Below are 19,720 nucleotides of genomic sequence, written 5' to 3'. Positions count from 1 at the left end.
GATTTTTGATTAATGAAAGTCGAATATATCACAAGAGAACTGAAAGAAAATTCACTTTAACATGTAAGCTGAATAATTTAACATACAGGAATAATTTTACGTTAAACTTTTGTATGCCAATAAAAAAACTATTATAGGGATGCCTTTAACGGCTTAAACAGTAAGAGGGGAAGTTCTAATAAAAAGAAAAACACATCAAAAACTTTACAAACTTAAAAAACATGAGCATAACCACTGCTGTTAAGCTTAATTTGATAATTTTAATCCTTTATAATCTGTACTGATTATTAAAAACAAGCTACAACTACTAACCAACTACTAAACTACTACTTTAAACATGAAATACACTAATTACCTTATTATAGTATTTATTGTTGCGGTATCTTTATTTTCAAAAAATCTATTAGCCAACAATAATTTACCAAAACTTACTTGCTACGATAAAAAATCCTATCATGCTGGACGCCAGAACTGGGATATTGATATAGACCAAGATGGGGTTGTATATTTCGCGAATACCGACGGATTATTATATAATATTTATGGAGAATGGCACCTAAAAACCATGTCTGAAAAAGGTATTATTAGGGCTGTTCTTGCAGATAATGATAAGATTTGGTGCGGAGGGAATGAGTATGGCTATTTTACTAAAAACACGGGAGATTTAATTTTTCATAGTTTAGGTTTTTTAGAATACGAACAGGTATGGGATATTATTGCTTATGAAAACTACATTGTTTTTTTAGCAGAAACACAAGTTATTTATTACAATAAAACAGATCAAACTACTACAATAAACAAATTTACTCCTGGAATTTATTCCATTGTAAAATGGAATGGTAAAATTTGGAGTGCGCATAAAGACGGTCAAATTGGCTTCTTAGAAAATGGTGTGCTTCAAAACGCAACAACACTTAATGAACTAAAGAATGTAGAAGTACGAAAACTATTTGTTCATAATAATAAACTTTATATCGTAACCCTTAAAGGAGCTGTTTATAGTTTTAATGGAGAAAAGTTAACAACGATAATATTGCCCGACATTCTTAAGGGTAAAGCTTTGTTTTCAGGGATGTCCTTTGATAGCGACTCTTTTTGCTTGGCAACCATTTCGGAAGGATTTGTAAGAATTAATGAAAATGGAACTGTTTTTAATGCTGTAAATTCTAAAAATGGCCTCTTAGATAATACGGTTTTATCGATGGCAAGCGATGAATTGGGCAATGTTTGGCTTGGACTTGATTATGGTGCTGCAAAGGTCGAGCTTCAAGGGCCTATCAACCAGATTTTTAAGGGTGCTGCAACTTATGATATTAAAAACTTTAATAACAAAACGTTTATTGCAACTAATAAAGGTTTGTATTCAAATTTTAATGAGAAGGGGTTTCAATTGATGGAAAATTCTGGAGGGCAAATCTGGTCTTTAAAAGTGGTTGAAAACGAGCTTTACATCTGCAATAACAATGGGCTTTCAAAAGTAAAAAATAACAAAGCATTACCGTCATCAATAAACTACACCGGCATTTACGATTTGGCTCATTTTGAAGGAACAAATTATTTTATATTCGCTACCTATCATGGTTCGGTATTAATGGAAAAGGTTGGAGAACAATTTAATTACATAAAAAACCTAAACCTCTGGGGAAACAGAAAATTAAATTACGACAAAACAAACAGATGCATTTGGGGAGAATTTACAGATAAGGGGATTTGCCAATTATCCCTCAGTCCTAATTTTACAGTAGAAAAAAAGGAGTTTTTAAATTTTTCTAAGGTTATTAAAACTGAAAATGGTTTTTATTTTAGTGATAATAAAGCGCTTTTTCAATATAAAGAAGGTGCATTTCATCCTTCAGAACATGCTTTAGTAAAAACTGTTAAAGGTCCAATACAAGCTATGGCTTTTAATAAAAAAGGCTACTTGGCTTATGTGCAAAATAGAGAAATAAAACTTAGTGTATTACTTCCTGATGGTCAGATTCACTCTTACAACACATTACTAACTTCTTTAGGGGAAAATACAATCTCTGAATTTGAATTTATAGATTTTCACAACGATTTACTAAGGCTTGCCACCGATAGAGGTGTAACTACATTTGATATAAACTACCAATCGAATCTGAAAAAATTTAGTAAACCAGTTATTTCGTCTTTTACCGTTTTAAACGAAAAAAATAAAACATTTCACTTGCCCTATCCAAAAGACGGCATTCACCTAGATTCTGGAAACAAGGATTTGAAATTCAAATTTGGCATCAATAAATCGAATTATGATGTTGTAGAGTATAGGTATAAACTCGCTCCTAAGCAGAAAAACTGGACTGAATGGGATCAAGTAAAAAAAGAACTTTTACTACCACAAATAAAGGGTGGAAATTATACGCTCTACCTTCAAAGTAGAGTAAATGGCGGTCTTTCTCAAGAAACATCGTTAACATTTTCTATAAAAAAACTATGGTATCAAACCGCTTGGGTTATCCTGCCTATCGTTTTAGTTACATTGGTATGGGTTTTTGGTGTTATTATAATTATGACACGCATAAACCGTAAGAAATTAAACAGACAAAAAAATGTATTTATAGATCGTGATACCCATAAAACGCTTCAATTGAAAAACGATCAATTATTACAATACACAGAAATTATTAGTCATAAAAACGAATTTCTTAACAAAATAAAGAATGGTTTAGAGAAAATGCGCAACAGCGAAGCCAAGCGTTGGGTAAACATGATTACCAACGAGGTTAATAATGAAAAAAAGGACTTTCTGTTTCATAAACTATTTTCTGAAATCCATCAAGATTTTATAAGTCGTCTTACAGAAAAATACCCAACACTTACTTCAAATGATATAAGAGTACTTTCTTTTATTAGAATAAACCTTGATAAAAACGAGATTTGTAACCTAATGAACATCTCTTCGAGGAGCTTAGACACCAATAGATACCGTCTTAAAAAGAAATTAAACCTCGAACAAGGCGCCGATTTAAATCAATTTATTCGCGATTTGTAATATTACTTTGCGCTCTTAATAATCTAATTTACAGATTGTTATTTATTGATGTAGTAGCTACACCTACACCTAAATTTAGCTTGCTGTAATTTAGTCAACACCCAATATTTTGGAAAACTGTTTTTTCAAGATAATATTGGGTGTTGTTATTTATTCAGCATACCAGCTAACCCTTTCTTAACCAAAAAGGAGTTTATAAGTAACAATTAATCATCTAACTAAACTCCCCAATGAAAAGTAAAGTCATCTTATTTTTACTATTGTTTTGCGTCACTATAATGTATGCGCAACAAACTTTAGTAACAGGAACTGTAATTTCTTCAGAAGAAAAACTCCCGATAGCAGGAGCAAACATAATTATACAAGGTAGCAACAGAGGAACGATATCAGATTTTGATGGCGGCTACCAAATTTATGTGTCTCCAGGTGAGAAAATAACCTATAGTTATGTTGGTTTTGCTACACAAACTGTGACCGTTACAAACCAAAAAACCATTAACATTATCCTTGCAGAAGAAATGGCCTCCTTAGGAGAAGTTGTTGTAGTGGGTTATGGTACACAAAAGAAAAAAGAAGTAACTGGAGCGGTATCTGTAGTAAATACAAAAGATATTGAAAAGTTAAACCCAACACGAATTGAGCAAGCATTACAAGGACAGGTGCCTGGAGTAAACATTACCTCTTCTTCTGGATCTCCAGGAAGCGCATTGAATATCAATATTAGAGGCGTTTCTACCAACGGAAACAATAACCCTTTAATTTTAGTAGACGGCAATCCAATTGAAGATTTATCTGTAATTAACCCGAACGACATTAAAAGCATCAATATATTAAAAGATGCTACCGCAGGAATTTATGGTGTAAGAGCTGCCAATGGTGTTATTTTAATTGTAACTAAATCTGGTATAAAAAACACAAAAACAAAATACAATATAGACACGTATTACGGTGTTCAACAAACAGGCAGGAAATTAGATTTACTAGGCTATAAAGATTACGCTAATATTATAAATGAAGCTTATTATAATTCTACATCACACCCTTTATTTTCTGTAGGATACGATCCAAGGTTTACATCTGTCCCACAAACAGGAACGGATTGGCAAGACGAAGCTTTTGATCTTGCTCCAATTATGAACATTAATTTTAATGCAAACGGAGGGACAAAAAAAGCAACATATTCTATTGGTCTTTCTTATTTAAATCAAGATGGAATAGTAGGTTTAAACAAATCAGACTACGACAGAATAACGGCAAGTGCAAACTTAAATTACGACATCACAAAGAAGCTAAAGTTTTCGGTAACAACATTGCTTACACATGCCAACAAAAACTATTTACAAGAAGGAGGCGTAGGCTCTGTACTTTACAACGCAATAAATATAGCACCAACACAACTTGTACACGACAAAAACATAGAAGGCGGATTTACGCAAGCTGATGGGTTAGGGAATGAAATTGTGAATCCTATAGCTCAAATGCAAAATAGTTTTGATAATGGCCAAACTAATAAAATTAGCTCTACAATAGGTTTAGATTACACCATTATTGATGGCTTAATCGTATCTGCAAAATATTTATCAAACTATTCTACAATCAATGGGCTAACTGTAAACCCGATGTTTGATTATGGGAATTCTAAAAACCCGAATACAGATGTAAGTAGTATGGCTGAAAGAAAAGACAACTACTTTGATTTTACCATGGACACCTACATAAACTACTCTAAAACATTTTTAAAAAATCACGCTTTAACCGTGCTTTTAGGAAATTCAATCTATAAAACAACGGGTACTTTTAATGGTATTAATGGGATAGATGTAACCTATAATGGCACGCCTATTAATTCTTTTAAAAATGCAGTTTTAACCAATGCTAAGGAAACACAAAATTTTTATACCGAGGAACAATTGGCAAGAGAAGAAAATACTTTTGATGCTCGCCTACTTTCTTACTTTGCTAGAATGCAATACAATTACAAAGAAAAATATTTATTATCTGCTGTAATTCGTAGAGATGCTTCTAGTAAATTCGGTCCTAAAAACAAAGTTGGTTACTTCCCGTCTTTCTCTGCAGGATGGAATATTTCAGAAGAAAACTTCCTGAAAAACAGCTCTGTAATTTATGGCTTAAAACTAAGGGCTAGTTATGGTACCATTGGAAACGATAGAATTCCAGATAACAAATGGGTTTCTCTTTTAAACGGAGGTGCTACTTATGCTTCCGCAGATGCCGCAAACAACCCGAACCCCGATGATGAAAGAATTTATGGGTTTGCAGAAGGAACTTTAGGGAATCCTGAGTTTAAGTGGGAAGAACAAAAAACCTCAAATATAGGATTAGATGCGCAGTTTTTTAACAACAAACTAAGCATTTCCATGGATGCCTACATAAAGACTACCGAAAATTTATTGCTATCTCCTGAAATCTCAGGTTTAGTTGGCGCCAATTCTCCAGGCAACTATGGAGGTAGTGCTTTTAGGCCTACTGTAAATGCTGGAACGGTAGAAAACAAAGGTTTTGAATTTCAAATAAATTACAACGAAGTAGTGTCTGATAATTTTCAATTCAACACGAGCTTTAACCTTTCTACTATTAATAATAACGTGTTGTTTGTTGCCAGTGAAAATGGTTTTGAACAAGGTGGTGGTTTTGGAATTACTGGGCAACTTACTTCACGAATGGAGGCAGGTTATCCCATAGGGTACTTTTATGGGTATGAAACTGACGGCATTTTTCAATCAGATAGCGAAGTGGCCAATAGCGCCGTAACAAATGCGTATACAAGTGCTGGAGATTTAAAATTTAAAGATTTAAGCGGCCCAGACGGAACTCCGGACGGGATAATTGACGAACATGACCGAACTTATATTGGAGATCCTATTCCCGACTTAACTTTTGGTTTTAATTTTGGATTCACTTATAAAAGACTTGATTTTAACAGTTCTCTTTTTGGCTCTGTTGGAAACGAAATGGTTAGAGATTACGAGCACAGAGACGAACCTTTAGCAAATAGAGGGAGCTATGTTTTAGATAGTTGGAGCTCTACAAATACTAACAGTCCAAACCCGAAATTAAGTTTAATACAAACCCCAAGCACTAGTAATTTTTCAGATTACTATGTTGAAGACGCCTCATACGTTAGAATTCAGAATATTCAATTAGGGTACACCTTTAAAGAAGATTCACTTTCAAGATTTGGTGTTAAAAAATTAAGGTTATACCTCTCTGCTAACAATTTACACACCTTTACCAACTACTCTGGTTACGATCCTTCCGCAAGTTCTGGAAGCCCTATTGGGGCAGGAGTAGACAAAGGGTTTTACCCTGTAGCAAAAACATACCTTTTTGGAGTTAACCTAAAATTTTAATCACAATTATGAAAACATATCAATTAAAAATAGCAATCATTTTAGTAGCAGTTTCATTGTCTACCATAGCTTGTAGTGATGATTTTGTAAATGTGGATCCGAAGTTTGAAAATACCGATGCTTTTTTCAATACTCCAGACGATTACAATAAAACGTTAATAGGCGCATATGATGCTTTACAACCTACCTTTTGGAATGTACTGCTCGGAGAAATAGCCTCAGACAATACCTTGGCAGGTGGAGATCCCTCTAAAATCGACGGACCCGACACCCATACCATAGACAATATGATTCCTAATGACAATAATACATTACTAAGAAATATTTGGCAATGGAATTACGTGGGATTAAACAGGGCTAATTATATTCTTGAATTCCAAGATAATATAGACTTTAAAGGGAAAGACAATATTATTGGGCAAGCCTATTTTTTAAGAGCCTATTTTGCTTTTGAACTCGTAAAATGGTTCGGAAACGTCCCGTTACTTACCAATAACAGCTCCGGAACACTTCGTATTTTAAATTCAAGAATTAAACCCGGAGACCAATACACAATGAATAGAATTAAAGACATTCCCACAGGATATGCTTTAATTGAAGAAGATTTAAAAGATGCCATTAGCAAATTAAATCTAACTCAAAATTATGAATATCAAATAGGAAAAGGTGCTGCTCAAGCCTTATTAGGTAAAGTTTACCTATTCCATGGTAAATACGATGATAGTAAATTTCAATTAGCAGCCGACGTGCTTAAAGATGTTATAGATAGCAACGTTTATAGTCTTGTTAATGACTATAATCAAATTTTTGAAAACGAAAATGAAAACAATATAGAGTCCCTTTTTGAAGTGCAGTATACGAATGAACCTGGGGTTGAGTGGGGCTGCTTACAATGTGGCAATGGTAATGTTGCTGTAGGATACAGCGGCATTAGAGATTACCCATCTGCAGCTCCATTTTTCTTTGCAGGCTATGGTTACAATACGCCTACCCAAGAAGCGGTAGATGAATTTGAAATGGGAGACTTAAGAAAGGAAGTTGCAATTTTAGATATTGTAGACTGGGCTTCTAAAAACAATGGAGTAACGTACACACTAAGCCGAGGCGAAACCGGGTACTATAATAGAAAATATCTTCCTAGAAAAAAAGACTATAAAACTCACGGAAATTTCACCTTAAACAATCCGAACAACTATAGAGCCATCCGTTATGCTGATGTTTTATTAATGGCTGCCGAAGCAAACAATAGAAAAATTTCTGCTGATGACTCTCAAGCTCAAGATTACTTAAATCAAGTGCGTCGACGTGCTTTTGGTGTTAGCGATGCTAGTCACGATGTAACCCTCTCTGGGACTGCATTAACAGATGCTATTTATCATGAAAGACGCGTTGAACTTATGGGCGAGGGACATCGTTTTTTCGATCTCGTAAGAACAGACAAAGCGGCACAAAGTATACCAGGATTCACAACAAACAAAAATGAGATATTCCCCATTCCATTGGTTGAATTAGAATTGGCCAATGCCGTTGAAAGATGGGGACAAAATCCTAATTATTAATCTTTAATACAACTAAATTAACTAATTGTATTACAAAGCTTTACCATCTATTGTAATACATCTTAAAACTAGAAAATTATGATACGTAAAATTACATTACTAATTGCAATTTTTGCAATAACACTTGGAAATGCTCAGAATTTAGCAGCTGGCAAAACAACAGCATCAAGCTTTGTAGTTACCGACCCAGCGCAACCAGGCCCTGCAACCGACACCAGTAGCGATGCTGTTGATGGTAATATGGCAACACGTTGGGAATCGCAACATACCGATATGCAATGGTGGTCTGTAGATCTTGGAGCTTCTTACCACATCGGGCAAGTCATTATTTATTGGGAAGGGTCTTATGGTAGCGAATTTAAAATTCAAATTTCTTCAGACAACGCAACATGGACAGATTTATACACAGAAACTGCTGGAAATGGAGGGACAGACGACATAAGCGTTGATGGAACTGGACGCTATGTAAGATATTATGGAACTGCGAGAGCTATTCCATACGGACATAGTTTTTGGGAGTTTGAAGTTTATGAATATATAGACACATCTATTGATGCTAACCTAAGTGATTTAACAGTAAACGGAACTACTATTGATGATTTTACTTCCAGCAAAGTAACTTACAATATTGAATTGCCAATTGGTACTACAACCGTACCTACGGTAGTTGGAACACCTAAACAAGCATCTGCCAATGCTACTACTACAAATGCTTCGGCATTACCAGGTACTACAACGGTTCTGGTTACTGCTCAAGACGGCAGCACAACAAAAACGTATACCCTTAATTTTACTGTAGACAAAGAAAATATCGCCTTAGGTAAAACAGCTATGGCTTCTACAGGAACTGCTAATCTTGCTTTTGATGGAGATGCCAATTCGCGTTGGGAATCTGATGCTACAGATACAGAATGGATTTATGTCGACCTTGATGGCACCTACGATGTAGAGGGTGTTAACATAAGCTGGGAAGGGGCTTACGGAAAAGAGTATAGTATTGAAGTATCTGATGATGCAACCAATTGGACTTCTGTTTATGATGAAACTGCTGGTGACGGTGGTATTGATGATATTTCATTTACGCCTACAAGTGCGAAATACGTGAGAATGAACGGGAAATTAAGAGGAACACCTTACGCCTTCAGCATATTTGAGTTTGAAATATATGGTGCCTTGGATAGCGCATTAAGTCTAGACAATGCTATTGAGAATATAGAATTTTCGGTAGCTCCAAATCCAACTTCAGGAATTATAAACATCAATTCTAATATTGCCATTAATTCTGTGGAAGTTTATGATATCAACGGAAGAATACTAATAAGCACAAATTCAAATACTATTGATTTAAGTAGCCATAACAACGGCTTATATATTTTAAAAATAACAACAGAAAACGGCGTTGTAAAAACTTCAAAACTAATTAAGCAATAATTAGAAAGCCTAGTTATTCTAAGGAGGCTGATGTTTTATTCAACCTCCTTAGTATACAACTGCCTTGAATTCCCCGAGTTACAAACTCAAATAACCCAATTATTAATTTAAATATTAAAACCATGATTAAAATCAAATTTTTATTAATTACCTTATTTTGTGCAGTTTTTACCCTAACAGGCTGCAGTAGTGAAGATAGTACAGACGATTCTGATAACGGAGGCGGAAACGAAAATCCAGCTACAGGAATTACATTGGATAAGTCAACCTTAGACATCGACGAAGGAGAAACAGCAACTTTAACAGCTACATTAGAACCTTTAGATGCAGAGGGTACCATTACATGGAGCTCTTCAAATGCAGCAGTTGCAACTGTAGATAGTGAAGGTGTAGTAACAGCCATAAAAGAAGGAGAAGCTGCTATTGTTGCTGCCATTGGTACACTTACCGCAATTTGCGATGTTACAGTTACTAAAGAAACCGTAATTGTTGATTCTGAAACATTAAAAGGTAGCGATTACTACATCATTCAATTAGATGAAACCTCTTACAATAGTATTTCAACTAAGGTTATTAATGATTTCCGTCCAGATGGAGTTGATAAAAACCTATATATCTGGGAAAACACTTTTAATGGCGGAACTTCTACAGGACCTAACTTTTACGGTTTAGACCAAGGATGGATTAGTTTTACCGTAGCTAATGTGGGATGGTCTGGTGCTGGTTTTAGTATTGGTCCTAACTATGGCGATATTGATATGACGCGTATGTTTGATAATCCAGAAGATTATTATTTACATATTGGCCTTAAAACAGGACAAGCAGCATCTTCATATTTGTTTATTTTAACCGACGGTCAAGCAGAGGCTAAAATAGCTATTGGAGATAACTTTGTAGATGATGGTACTACATACCAAGCTTTTTCTCAACTTACTAGAGACAATACTTGGAACAGTATTGATATTCCTGTAACACACTTAAATGAATTGGGTTTATTTTTCAACCAACCTTTTAGTGATGTTAATATTCTTGCACTTTTAGCAGGTGGTACTCAAGGCACCACTTTTGATATGGATGCTGTTTTCTTCTATAAAAAGAATAAATAATAGCTAAACATAAATTTAGGAGGAGCATTTCGTTCCTCCTAAATAATTTACAGATTATCTCATTCAACTTTGAAAACCCTATAAACATGCGTCCCAAATTTATATTTTTAATCACCCTTTTTTTATGTGCTTTTAACTCCTGCTCGGGCAATTCTGTAGAACCTGATAGCACTTCAGATTATCTAGAATTAAATACCAATGCTTTAGCAATGAATGTTGGTGAAGAGGAAACTTTAACCATTATTCAAGCGCCATCTACAAATGAAACATTAGTATGGACTTCAGACAACCAAACAATCGCTACTGTTTTTAATGGTTTTGTAACCGCGCATCAAAGTGGTACGGCCACAATTACTGCGCGTTTAGGTGATATTGAAACAACTTGTATTGTTACTGTTGCTGAAAGAGCTTATGAATTGGTGTGGTCGGATGAATTTGAAGGCACCGCATTAAACACAGACATCTGGACCTATGAAACTGGTACCGGATCCTGGGGCTGGGGAAATGATGAAAAACAATATTATACAGACAGGCCTGAAAACATTCGTGTGGAAAACGGTTATTTACTTATTGAAGCAAGAAAAGAAGACTACAATGGTAGTGCCTATACTTCGGCTCGTATAAAAACCGCCAACAAAAAAGACTTTGCATATGGTAAAATTGAAGCGCGTTTAAAAGTGCCTAGTGGTAGAGGAACTTGGGCAGCATTCTGGATGCTTGGTTATGGCTCTTGGCCACGTGCTGGGGAAATAGACATTATGGAGCATGTGGGTTACGAACCTAAAATATTTCATACCGCCTTACATACAAAAAACAAAAACGGAATGAATGGCCAAAATTTTCATTCGAATCAAGAATTAACCGAAAATGTAGCCGATGATTTTCATATTATAACCATGGAATGGACTGAAAAAGAAATATCTGGATTCGATCGTATTCATATTTATGTAGATGGTGTTAAAACCAAAACCTTTGGAGAAACCTCACAATTACAAGAATCAGACGATTGGCCTTTTAACGATAAATTTTTCTTCATATTAAATTTAGCGATTGGCGGACAATGGGGCGGCGCGCAAGGTATAGACGATAGTATGTTTGATAATCCTGTAATCTATCAAGTAGACTACGTTAAAGTTTACCAACTAAAATCAAAACAATAAAGCATGAAAATATTAAACATCTCATTACTTTTATTTACGGTAACATCCTTCTTTTTTGGCTGTACCAGTGATGATTCTAACGATAACGATACTGACAATTACACGCCAAAAGCGCCTGTAGTACAAAAACGCAGCATTAAAAGAGGCGCTTCTTTTGATTATCAATATGTAGACGACATAAATGCTTTAGGAAAAGGCATGTCTTGGTCTTATAATTGGGGAATTTCTCAAAGCGCTAGTTTTGATGGAGCCATGAAAGAGAATAACATGGAATATTTCCCAATGGCATGGAACGGTGTGAATAAAGATGCCTTGCGCGAGTATGTGAAAAACCATCCAGAAACGGAATACCTTTTGGCTTTTAATGAGCCTAATTTAACCGATCAGGCTAATATGACACCGCAAGAAGCGGCCGCAAAATGGGGCGATGTTAAATCTATTGCCGATGAATTGGGCTTAAAAATTATTTCGCCAGCTATGAATTACGGAACATTGCCAAATTATAGCAATCCCATTAAATGGTTAGACGAGTTTTTCGCTTTGGTGCCTATAGATGATATTGATGGTATTTCCATACACTGTTATATGCCAAACGCATCGGCGCTTAAATCTTATGTAGAACTTTTTAAAAAATACAAAAAACCTATTTGGCTCACCGAGTTTTGTGCTTGGGATGGTTTAAATCAAGATTCATTTACACCCGAAGGCCAGCAAAAACACCTTTCGGATGTGTTTAATTATTTAGAAAGTGATCCCGATATCGAAAGGTATGCTTGGTTTATTCCAAGAGCAGGAAATGTAGACGGATTTCCATACATGTCCCTTTTGACACGGTCTGCAAATGTAGAGTTAACCGAACTTGGTAAAATATTTACACAAATGTCGTCTCAAGATAAAAGCACTTTTTATGTTGAACAGCAAACCGTTGAAGCCGAACATTACAGCTCGATTAGTATTGCCGATGGCCTTGAAGGCGGTTGGGCAAAAGGCCCACGTGTAAAAACAACCACCGATGCGCCTAACGAATCCTTAGAGCTTTACGATTTCTTACCGAAGCAATGGGTAGAATATCAATTTGAAGTAGATAGGACTAAAGATTTTATATTAGAATTAAGATATGCTTGTTTTGTAGATTCTGAAATCCGTATTGAAGTAGACGGTAAACCTGAAACAACTTTTTTACTAAATAATACCGATCGAGAATTTATTTGGAACAACGCTGAAGTGCCTGTAAAATTAAGCTCGGGGAAACACACTATTAGAATTTTTCTAAATTCAGGGAAATTTCATTTAAACTGGTTAAAGCTTTATTAATTAGATTAGTTTTCGAACCCTTCAAGGTTTTAACACAAGCTAACCTTTGTTTAAACCTGAAGGGTTTTTTTAATCATTTTCAAGGTATATGTAATGCATTAACTTACAGTGTTGTACAACACGTATTCTTTCTCCTGGAGCAACCATAATAATTAAACAAAACACCTATGAAACCTACAAATAGTCACAAAAAAGTAAAATATAAATCCGTTATTTATCTGCTTTTTTATCTTAGTTTATTTATTGGAATAACTGCCTGTTCAGAGAATGAACCCGTTGATGATTCCAAGGTTACAGAAGAAGTTTATGGTACAGAATTTTCACAATTCCAATTCTTAAAATCAAACAACCCGAGTTTAGCGGCAGACATCAATCTTAGTTTTGAAAACAATCACGTTTGGATTAATTTACCACTAAATACAGATATGGAAAATTTGGTGGCTACTTTTTCTACCAATAGTAAAACAGTTCTAGTAAATGGAACTGAACAAACAAGCGACCAAACAGGCAACGATTTTTCAAAAGAAATAATATATACCTTAAATGGCTCTGAAAATCAAACTGAAGAGTATAGTTTTAATTTAGAAAAATTTACGGGTCTTCCAATAATTTATTTAAACACAAACGGTCAGGCTATCGATTCAAAAGAAGGTTATAGAACAGGAACAGTATTAGTGGATGGAAATTACGATTATGCCAACCTAAACAGCACCGCCATGGAAATTAAAGGCCGTGGAAATTCCACCTGGTACACTCATCCCAAAAAGCCTTATCAAATGAAATTTGATGATAAAACCGAATTTCTAGGGATGCCTAAAGATAAAAAATGGTTGTTTCTTGCCGAATACTCAGATAAAACACTATTAAGAAATAAAATAGCCTTCGAAATGGGGTATTTAAGTAATCTAGATTGGACGCCACAAAGCGAATTCGCCGAGGTTTTTATTAATGAAGAATATGCAGGAACCTATAATATTACCCAAAAACTTGAGTCGAGTGAAAACAGAGTAAATCTTGGTGATGATGGCTACTTATTAGAAATAGACCAAATGGATCGTTTAGATCCTGAAGATGTGTATTTTGAAACAAACGATTTTTTAATCAATATTAAAGAACCTGAAATAGAAACAAATAGCGAAGCGCATGTTTATATAAAGGAGCTAATAATTGCTTTTGAAACCGCGTTACACGCCTCAAATTTTAAAGATCCTATAGAGGGATACGCGAAGTTTATAGATATAAATAGCTTTGTAGATTGGTATCTGATAAGCGAAATTGTAAAAAATCAAGACTCTAAAGATTTTTCGAGCATTTATTTGAATGTAATCCCCGGCGAAAAAATTAAAATGGGACCGCTTTGGGATTTCGATTTAGCCTTTGGAAATGTAGATTATTCAGATGCCCGTTACCCTGAAGGTTTTTGGGTAAAAGACCACACTTGGTACGCCCGTTTGTTTGAGGATCCTAAATTTTTAACACAAGTAAAAGCGCGTTTTGCTTACTTTAGAAGCAAGGAAACCCTTATTTTAGATAAAATTGATGCTTACACCAAACAACTGCATTGGGCACAAGAAAAGAATGATAATAAATGGAATCTTTTTGGGAATTATGTTTGGCCAAATCCTGTGTATTTCAATACGCATCAGGAAGAAGTTAATCATTTAAAAACCTGGTACACCAAAAGAATGAATTGGTTGGATACCGCTTTAAATAGCTTATAGTAAGACTGATAAAACAATCCTTATTACTTTTGTGAACACTATTAAAGGGCTTAAAATTTTAAATTTAAATGAGTCGGGTCGATAAAGTTGTAATTATTAGACAGCCTCTTAATTTTAAAAATTTAAGCTTTTTAATAATCGGAGTTGGTTATTAAGAGCAAGGTGTTCTATAAAACACTGCGAGTCAATTAAATAAAAAAAATATGTTTTTTACTACATTTTTTTACTGAAATAAGCATATTTTTTTAATCCCGCATTTTTTCTCACTAAAAAAAAATTAGCACGATTAATAGATGATATTTTCGTAATTTTAAAAACGAACCTAAATATCCATGCTAATTTTTTTTAAATGAATATTATTCATATAAGTGCTGAATGTTACCCAATTGCTAAAGTTGGAGGCCTAGCCGATGTGGTTGGTGCTTTACCAAAGTACCAAAACGGCCCTAAAATAAGGTCGCAGGTTATCATGCCTTTTTATGATAACGCCTTCACAAAAGAAAATACATTTGCTTCAATTTACCAGTCGAATGTTACATTAGGAGATCATACTTATCCTTTTAATGTTTTAGTTTTAGATAAAAAACCATTAGATTTTGATGTGTTTTTTATAGACATCCCAGAGTTATTATTCAAAAATTATGTATATTCTTCATCGGATACCGAACGCTTTTTAGCTTTTCAAATAGCGACTTTAGATTGGTTACTAACTTGGGATATTTACCCAGACATCATTCATTGTCACGACCATCATACAGGGTTAATCCCGTTTATGCTTCAAGAAAGTTACAAATACGAAGCCTTTAGAAAGATTCCAAATATTTTAACCATACATAATGCGCAGTATCAAGGTTGGTTTTCACACGAAAAAGTAGGTTTAATACCGCCATTTAATTTCGATCATGTAGGTTTACTAGATTGGGGTGGCAATATCAATCCGTTGGCCTCAGCCATAAAATGTGCTTGGACGGTAACAACCGTTTCGCCAAGTTACATGGAAGAGCTTAAAAAAGAAGCCAATGGTTTAGAACACTTATTAAGTGCAGAATATAAAAAATGCACCGGAATTTTAAACGGCATCGATAACGCCGTTTGGAACCCCGAAACCGACACCTATTTAATTGATAATTACACGATTAAAACAGTGGTTTCTGGTGCTGCTGCCAATAAAAGCTATTTATGCAAAACCTTTAATCTCGATCCTAAAAAACCGCTTTTTGCCTTTATTGGGCGCTTGGTTTATGAAAAAGGATCTGATCTTTTCCCCGAAGTTTTTAAACAAGCTTTAGAAAAACAAGATATATCCATTTTGCTTTTAGGCTCAGGAAATCCTGAAACCGAAAATCAGCTTGAAGCTTTAAAACCTCAATTTGAAGGTCGTTTTAATGCCCATATTGGTTACGACGAACAATTATCGCACATTGTTTATGCAGGTGCCGATTTTTTACTCATGCCTTCGCGCGTAGAACCCTGTGGTTTAAACCAAATGTACGCCTTACGTTATGGCACCATTCCTATAGTAAGAAGTATAGGTGGTTTAAAAGACACCGTTATGGATATTAAACAAGAAAACGGCTTTGGTATTTGCCATCAAAACGTTACAGTTTCAGAAATTACCGAAGCTATCGACAGAGCTGTTGAGCTTTTTGAAAATCAGAAAAAATATAAAGCCATTCAAAACCAAATTATGGAAATTGACCATTCCTGGGATGTTTCAGCACGCGACTATATTAACTTATACAATTCTTTAAAAACTAAATAAATATGATTAACAATAAGGTTTTATCCATTATTTTAGGAGGTGGACAAGGTTCTAGATTATACCCATTAACACATCAACGATCAAAACCTGCGGTACCCATAGCAGGAAAATACAGATTGGTAGACATCCCTATTTCTAACTGTTTAAATGCCGATATAAAACGCATATTTGTGTTAACTCAATTTAATTCAGCATCATTAAATCGTCATATTAAAGACACTTACCACTTTAGTTTTTTTAGTAGTGCTTTTGTAGATGTATTGGCTGCAGAGCAAACCCCAACCAATAAAGGCTGGTTTCAAGGTACTGCCGATGCCGTAAGACAAAGCATGCATCACTTTTTAAGACATGATTTTGAATATGCATTAATTCTTTCGGGCGATCAACTTTACCAAATGGATTATGACAAAATGATTGAAGCTCACGAAAAAAGTGGTGCCGAAATATCAATTGCAACCATTCCCGTAAACGAAAAAGATGCTCCAGGATTTGGTATCTTAAAATCTAATGAAGAAAGTATTATTACCTCGTTTATTGAAAAACCAGATCCTAGCTTATTACCAGATTGGACTTCGGATGTAAGTGATGAAATGAAACAACAAGGCCGTCATTATTTAGCCTCGATGGGTATTTATATTTTTAATAAAGACTTATTGGTGAAGCTAATGGCTGATGAATCTACTATAGATTTTGGTAAAGAAATTATTCCACAATCCATTGAAAAACATAAAACCTTAAGCTTTCAATATGAAGGGTATTGGACAGATATTGGGAACATAGATTCCTTTTTTGAAGCCAACCTTGGGTTAACAGACGATATTCCTCAATTTGATTTATACGATAAAACCAAACGTATTTACACAAGAGCGCGTATGCTTCCTACCACCAAAGTAGCTGGTACAACGCTAGACAAAGCCGTGATAGCTGAAGGTTGCATTATTGGAGCTGCAAAAATTGAACGCTCGGTAATTGGTATTCGTTCTAGAATAGGAACGGAAACTACTGTAATAAAAACTTATATGATGGGTAGCGACTATTATGAAACGCTTCAGGAAATTGAAGAAAATAAAATAGAAATATTAATGGGTATTGGCGATCGTTGTTTTATAAAAAATGCGATTATCGATAAAAATTGTCGCATTGGTGATGATGTAAGAATTAATGGAGGCCCGCATTTAGAAGACGTTGAAACCGAAACTTACGTTATAAAAGACGGCATTGTAGTAATTAAAAATGGAGCAACTATCCCTCATGGATTTGTAATATAACATATGGCACAAGTAAAACCTTATAGTCTATTTACCGAATTTGATATCGCACTTTTTAAAGCTGGAAAACACTTTAGACTATACGAAAAGTTTGGATCGCACATAGTTACCGTTGATGGGATTGACGGTGTATATTTTGCCGTTTGGGCACCCTCGGCTAAACAAGTTTCTGTAATTGGTGACTTTAATTTTTGGACCGAAGGCGAACACCAACTTAATGTACGCTGGGATTCTAGTGGCATTTGGGAAGGGTTTATTCCGCTTGTTGGAAAAGGCACCACGTATAAATACAAAATTGAAAGTCATAATAACGGTATAAAAACCGAAAAGTCCGATCCCTACGCTAGACGTTATGAGCATCCACCAAAAACAGCTTCTATTGTTTGGGATGATTCCTATAAGTGGAAAGATAAAAGCTGGATGAAAAGCCGTAAAAAGCACAATGCTATTGATGCGCCTTATTCAGTTTACGAAGTCCATTTAGGCTCTTGGAAAAGACATGCCGAAGAAGACCGCTTCCTGTCTTATTATGAATTGGCAGACGATTTGGTAAACTACGTAAAAGACATGAATTTTACCCACGTCGAGCTCATGCCCGTTATGGAATTTCCTTATGATCCTTCGTGGGGTTATCAAATAACAGGTTATTTTGCGCCAACCTCGCGTTTTGGATATCCTGAAGAATTTAAATACCTCGTTGATAAATTACACCAAAATGATATTGGAATTATTCTCGACTGGGTGCCTTCACACTTCCCTGAAGACGTACACGGTTTAGGCTTTTTTGATGGTTCCAACCTATACGAACATCCAGATCCTAAAAAAGGCTACCATCAAGATTGGAAAAGTTTAATTTTTAATTACGAACGTAACGAAGTCCGTTCCTTTTTAATAAGTAATGCCATTTTTTGGTTGGACCAATACCACGCCGATGGTTTACGTGTTGATGCCGTAGCGTCTATGTTGTTTTTAGATTATTCTAGAGAAGAAGGCGAATGGGAACCAAACATATATGGGGGTAGAGAAAATCTAGCCGTTATTTCTTTATTGAAAGAATTGAATGAAGAGGTTTACGCCTCGTATCCAGATGTTCAAACCATTGCCGAAGAATCTACAGCCTTTCCTATGGTATCTAAACCTACTTTTGAAGGTGGTTTAGGTTTTGGTATGAAATGGATGATGGGGTGGATGCACGATACTTTAGAGTACTTTGGGAAAGACCCTATTTATAGAAAATACCATCAAAACGATATAACCTTTAGTTTAGCATACGCCTTTACTGAAAACTTTATGTTACCGCTTTCGCACGACGAGGTGGTTTATGGTAAAAACTCAATTCTAGGCCGCATGCCTGGCGACGAGTGGCAGCGTTTTGCAAATCTGCGTCTTTTATACGGCTATATGTTCACCCATCCTGGTACAAAACTTTTGTTTATGGGAGGCGAATTTGGTCAGTATAACGAGTGGAATTTTCAAGAAAGTTTAGATTGGAATTTACTAGAATTTAAACCGCATCAAGACGCACAAAACTACTATAAAGCTTTAAATAAACTATATAAAACCACACCTGCACTTTACGAAAAAGGCTTTAGCCACGAAGGTTTCGAATGGATTAGCTACGGCGACCACGAAAACTGTGTGATCTCCTATATAAGAAAAGGCTATCACGAAAAAGACCATGTTGTGGTGGTGTGTAACATGACGCCTAACGTTTTGAAAAAATATAAAATAGGATTGCCTACAAAAGGCAAGCTAGTTGAAATATTTAATAGCGATGCTAAAGATTTTGGTGGTAGCGGCATAGCAAATAATAAAGCCATTACCATTAAAAAATCTGCTTGGAATGGTAAAGATTTTTCTGCTGAGGTCACCTTATCGCCTTTAGGGGTTACTATTTTTAAGTTTAAATAGAACTGCTGAAAAATTAATTTTGCTTATTAAAGCTAGATTATATTATACGAATCTTACAAATTTAAGAAATTGAATTTGTGAGCTTTTTTGTTGAAGGATATTTT

The 19,720-nt window shown here is 35.1% G+C and carries 11 protein-coding genes; all 11 read left to right on the top strand.

What is annotated here, in order from left to right; translation table 11 throughout:
• The first annotated feature begins 337 nt into the window (after positions 1-337).
• The gene (locus H6X70_RS03730) at positions 338-3,013 is read left to right on the top strand and encodes a hypothetical protein (protein WP_194766338.1); all 2,676 of its coding nucleotides are present in this window, start codon (positions 338-340) and stop codon (positions 3,011-3,013) included.
• Between the two features lie 230 nt (positions 3,014-3,243).
• Positions 3,244-6,384 (top strand): SusC/RagA family TonB-linked outer membrane protein, encoded by a 3,141-nt coding sequence (locus H6X70_RS03725; RefSeq protein WP_194766337.1) that lies wholly within the window; start codon positions 3,244-3,246, stop codon positions 6,382-6,384.
• Positions 6,385-6,392: 8 nt separating this feature from the next.
• On the top strand, positions 6,393-7,943 hold the full coding sequence (locus H6X70_RS03720; RefSeq protein ID WP_194766336.1) for a RagB/SusD family nutrient uptake outer membrane protein: 1,551 nt from the start codon (positions 6,393-6,395) through the stop codon (positions 7,941-7,943).
• A 78-nt stretch (positions 7,944-8,021) separates the two neighbouring features.
• Positions 8,022-9,374 carry a discoidin domain-containing protein gene (locus H6X70_RS03715; RefSeq protein WP_194766335.1) on the top strand — a complete coding sequence of 451 codons (1,353 nt, stop codon included), beginning with the start codon at positions 8,022-8,024 and terminating at the stop codon, positions 9,372-9,374.
• A 122-nt stretch (positions 9,375-9,496) separates the two neighbouring features.
• The gene (locus H6X70_RS03710) at positions 9,497-10,480 is read left to right on the top strand and encodes an Ig-like domain-containing protein (protein ID WP_194766334.1); all 984 of its coding nucleotides are present in this window, start codon (positions 9,497-9,499) and stop codon (positions 10,478-10,480) included.
• 86 nt (positions 10,481-10,566) lie between these two features.
• On the top strand, positions 10,567-11,640 hold the full coding sequence (locus tag H6X70_RS03705; RefSeq protein WP_194766333.1) for a family 16 glycosylhydrolase: 1,074 nt from the start codon (positions 10,567-10,569) through the stop codon (positions 11,638-11,640).
• 3 nt (positions 11,641-11,643) lie between these two features.
• Positions 11,644-12,954, top strand: coding sequence for a glycosyl hydrolase (locus H6X70_RS03700; protein ID WP_194766332.1), 1,311 nt, complete (start codon positions 11,644-11,646; stop codon positions 12,952-12,954).
• A 167-nt stretch (positions 12,955-13,121) separates the two neighbouring features.
• The gene (locus H6X70_RS03695; RefSeq protein ID WP_194766331.1) at positions 13,122-14,675 is read left to right on the top strand and encodes a CotH kinase family protein; all 1,554 of its coding nucleotides are present in this window, start codon (positions 13,122-13,124) and stop codon (positions 14,673-14,675) included.
• A gap of 349 nt (positions 14,676-15,024) precedes the next feature.
• Complete coding sequence (locus tag H6X70_RS03690) at positions 15,025-16,437, top strand: glycogen synthase (protein WP_194766330.1); 1,413 nt, start codon at positions 15,025-15,027, stop codon at positions 16,435-16,437.
• Between the two features lie 2 nt (positions 16,438-16,439).
• Complete coding sequence (locus tag H6X70_RS03685; protein WP_194766329.1) at positions 16,440-17,705, top strand: glucose-1-phosphate adenylyltransferase; 1,266 nt, start codon at positions 16,440-16,442, stop codon at positions 17,703-17,705.
• A gap of 3 nt (positions 17,706-17,708) precedes the next feature.
• A complete protein-coding gene (gene glgB / locus H6X70_RS03680) occupies positions 17,709-19,616 on the top strand; it encodes a 1,4-alpha-glucan branching protein GlgB (protein ID WP_194766328.1) in 1,908 nt (635 codons plus the stop codon).
• The last annotated feature ends 104 nt before the right edge of the window (positions 19,617-19,720 follow it).

The sequence above is a fragment of the Tamlana sp. I1 genome (assembly GCF_015355625.1).
Taxonomy (GTDB): domain Bacteria; phylum Bacteroidota; class Bacteroidia; order Flavobacteriales; family Flavobacteriaceae; genus Pseudotamlana.
This window is presented reverse-complemented; position numbering and strand designations above follow the sequence as displayed.

Excerpts from the sequence above, each read along its gene's own strand:
- H6X70_RS03715 (WP_194766335.1), top strand. The coding sequence starts at position 8,022 with ATGATACGTAAAATTACATTACTAATTGCAATTTTTGCAATAACACTT.
- H6X70_RS03690 (WP_194766330.1), top strand. The coding sequence starts at position 15,025 with ATGAATATTATTCATATAAGTGCTGAATGTTACCCAATTGCTAAAGTT.
- glgB (WP_194766328.1), top strand. The coding sequence starts at position 17,709 with ATGGCACAAGTAAAACCTTATAGTCTATTTACCGAATTTGATATCGCA.
- H6X70_RS03700 (WP_194766332.1), top strand. The coding sequence starts at position 11,644 with ATGAAAATATTAAACATCTCATTACTTTTATTTACGGTAACATCCTTC.
- H6X70_RS03730 (WP_194766338.1), top strand. The coding sequence starts at position 338 with ATGAAATACACTAATTACCTTATTATAGTATTTATTGTTGCGGTATCT.
- H6X70_RS03705 (WP_194766333.1), top strand. The coding sequence starts at position 10,567 with ATGCGTCCCAAATTTATATTTTTAATCACCCTTTTTTTATGTGCTTTT.
- H6X70_RS03720 (WP_194766336.1), top strand. The coding sequence starts at position 6,393 with ATGAAAACATATCAATTAAAAATAGCAATCATTTTAGTAGCAGTTTCA.
- H6X70_RS03710 (WP_194766334.1), top strand. The coding sequence starts at position 9,497 with ATGATTAAAATCAAATTTTTATTAATTACCTTATTTTGTGCAGTTTTT.
- H6X70_RS03725 (WP_194766337.1), top strand. The coding sequence starts at position 3,244 with ATGAAAAGTAAAGTCATCTTATTTTTACTATTGTTTTGCGTCACTATA.
- H6X70_RS03695 (WP_194766331.1), top strand. The coding sequence starts at position 13,122 with ATGAAACCTACAAATAGTCACAAAAAAGTAAAATATAAATCCGTTATT.
- H6X70_RS03685 (WP_194766329.1), top strand. The coding sequence starts at position 16,440 with ATGATTAACAATAAGGTTTTATCCATTATTTTAGGAGGTGGACAAGGT.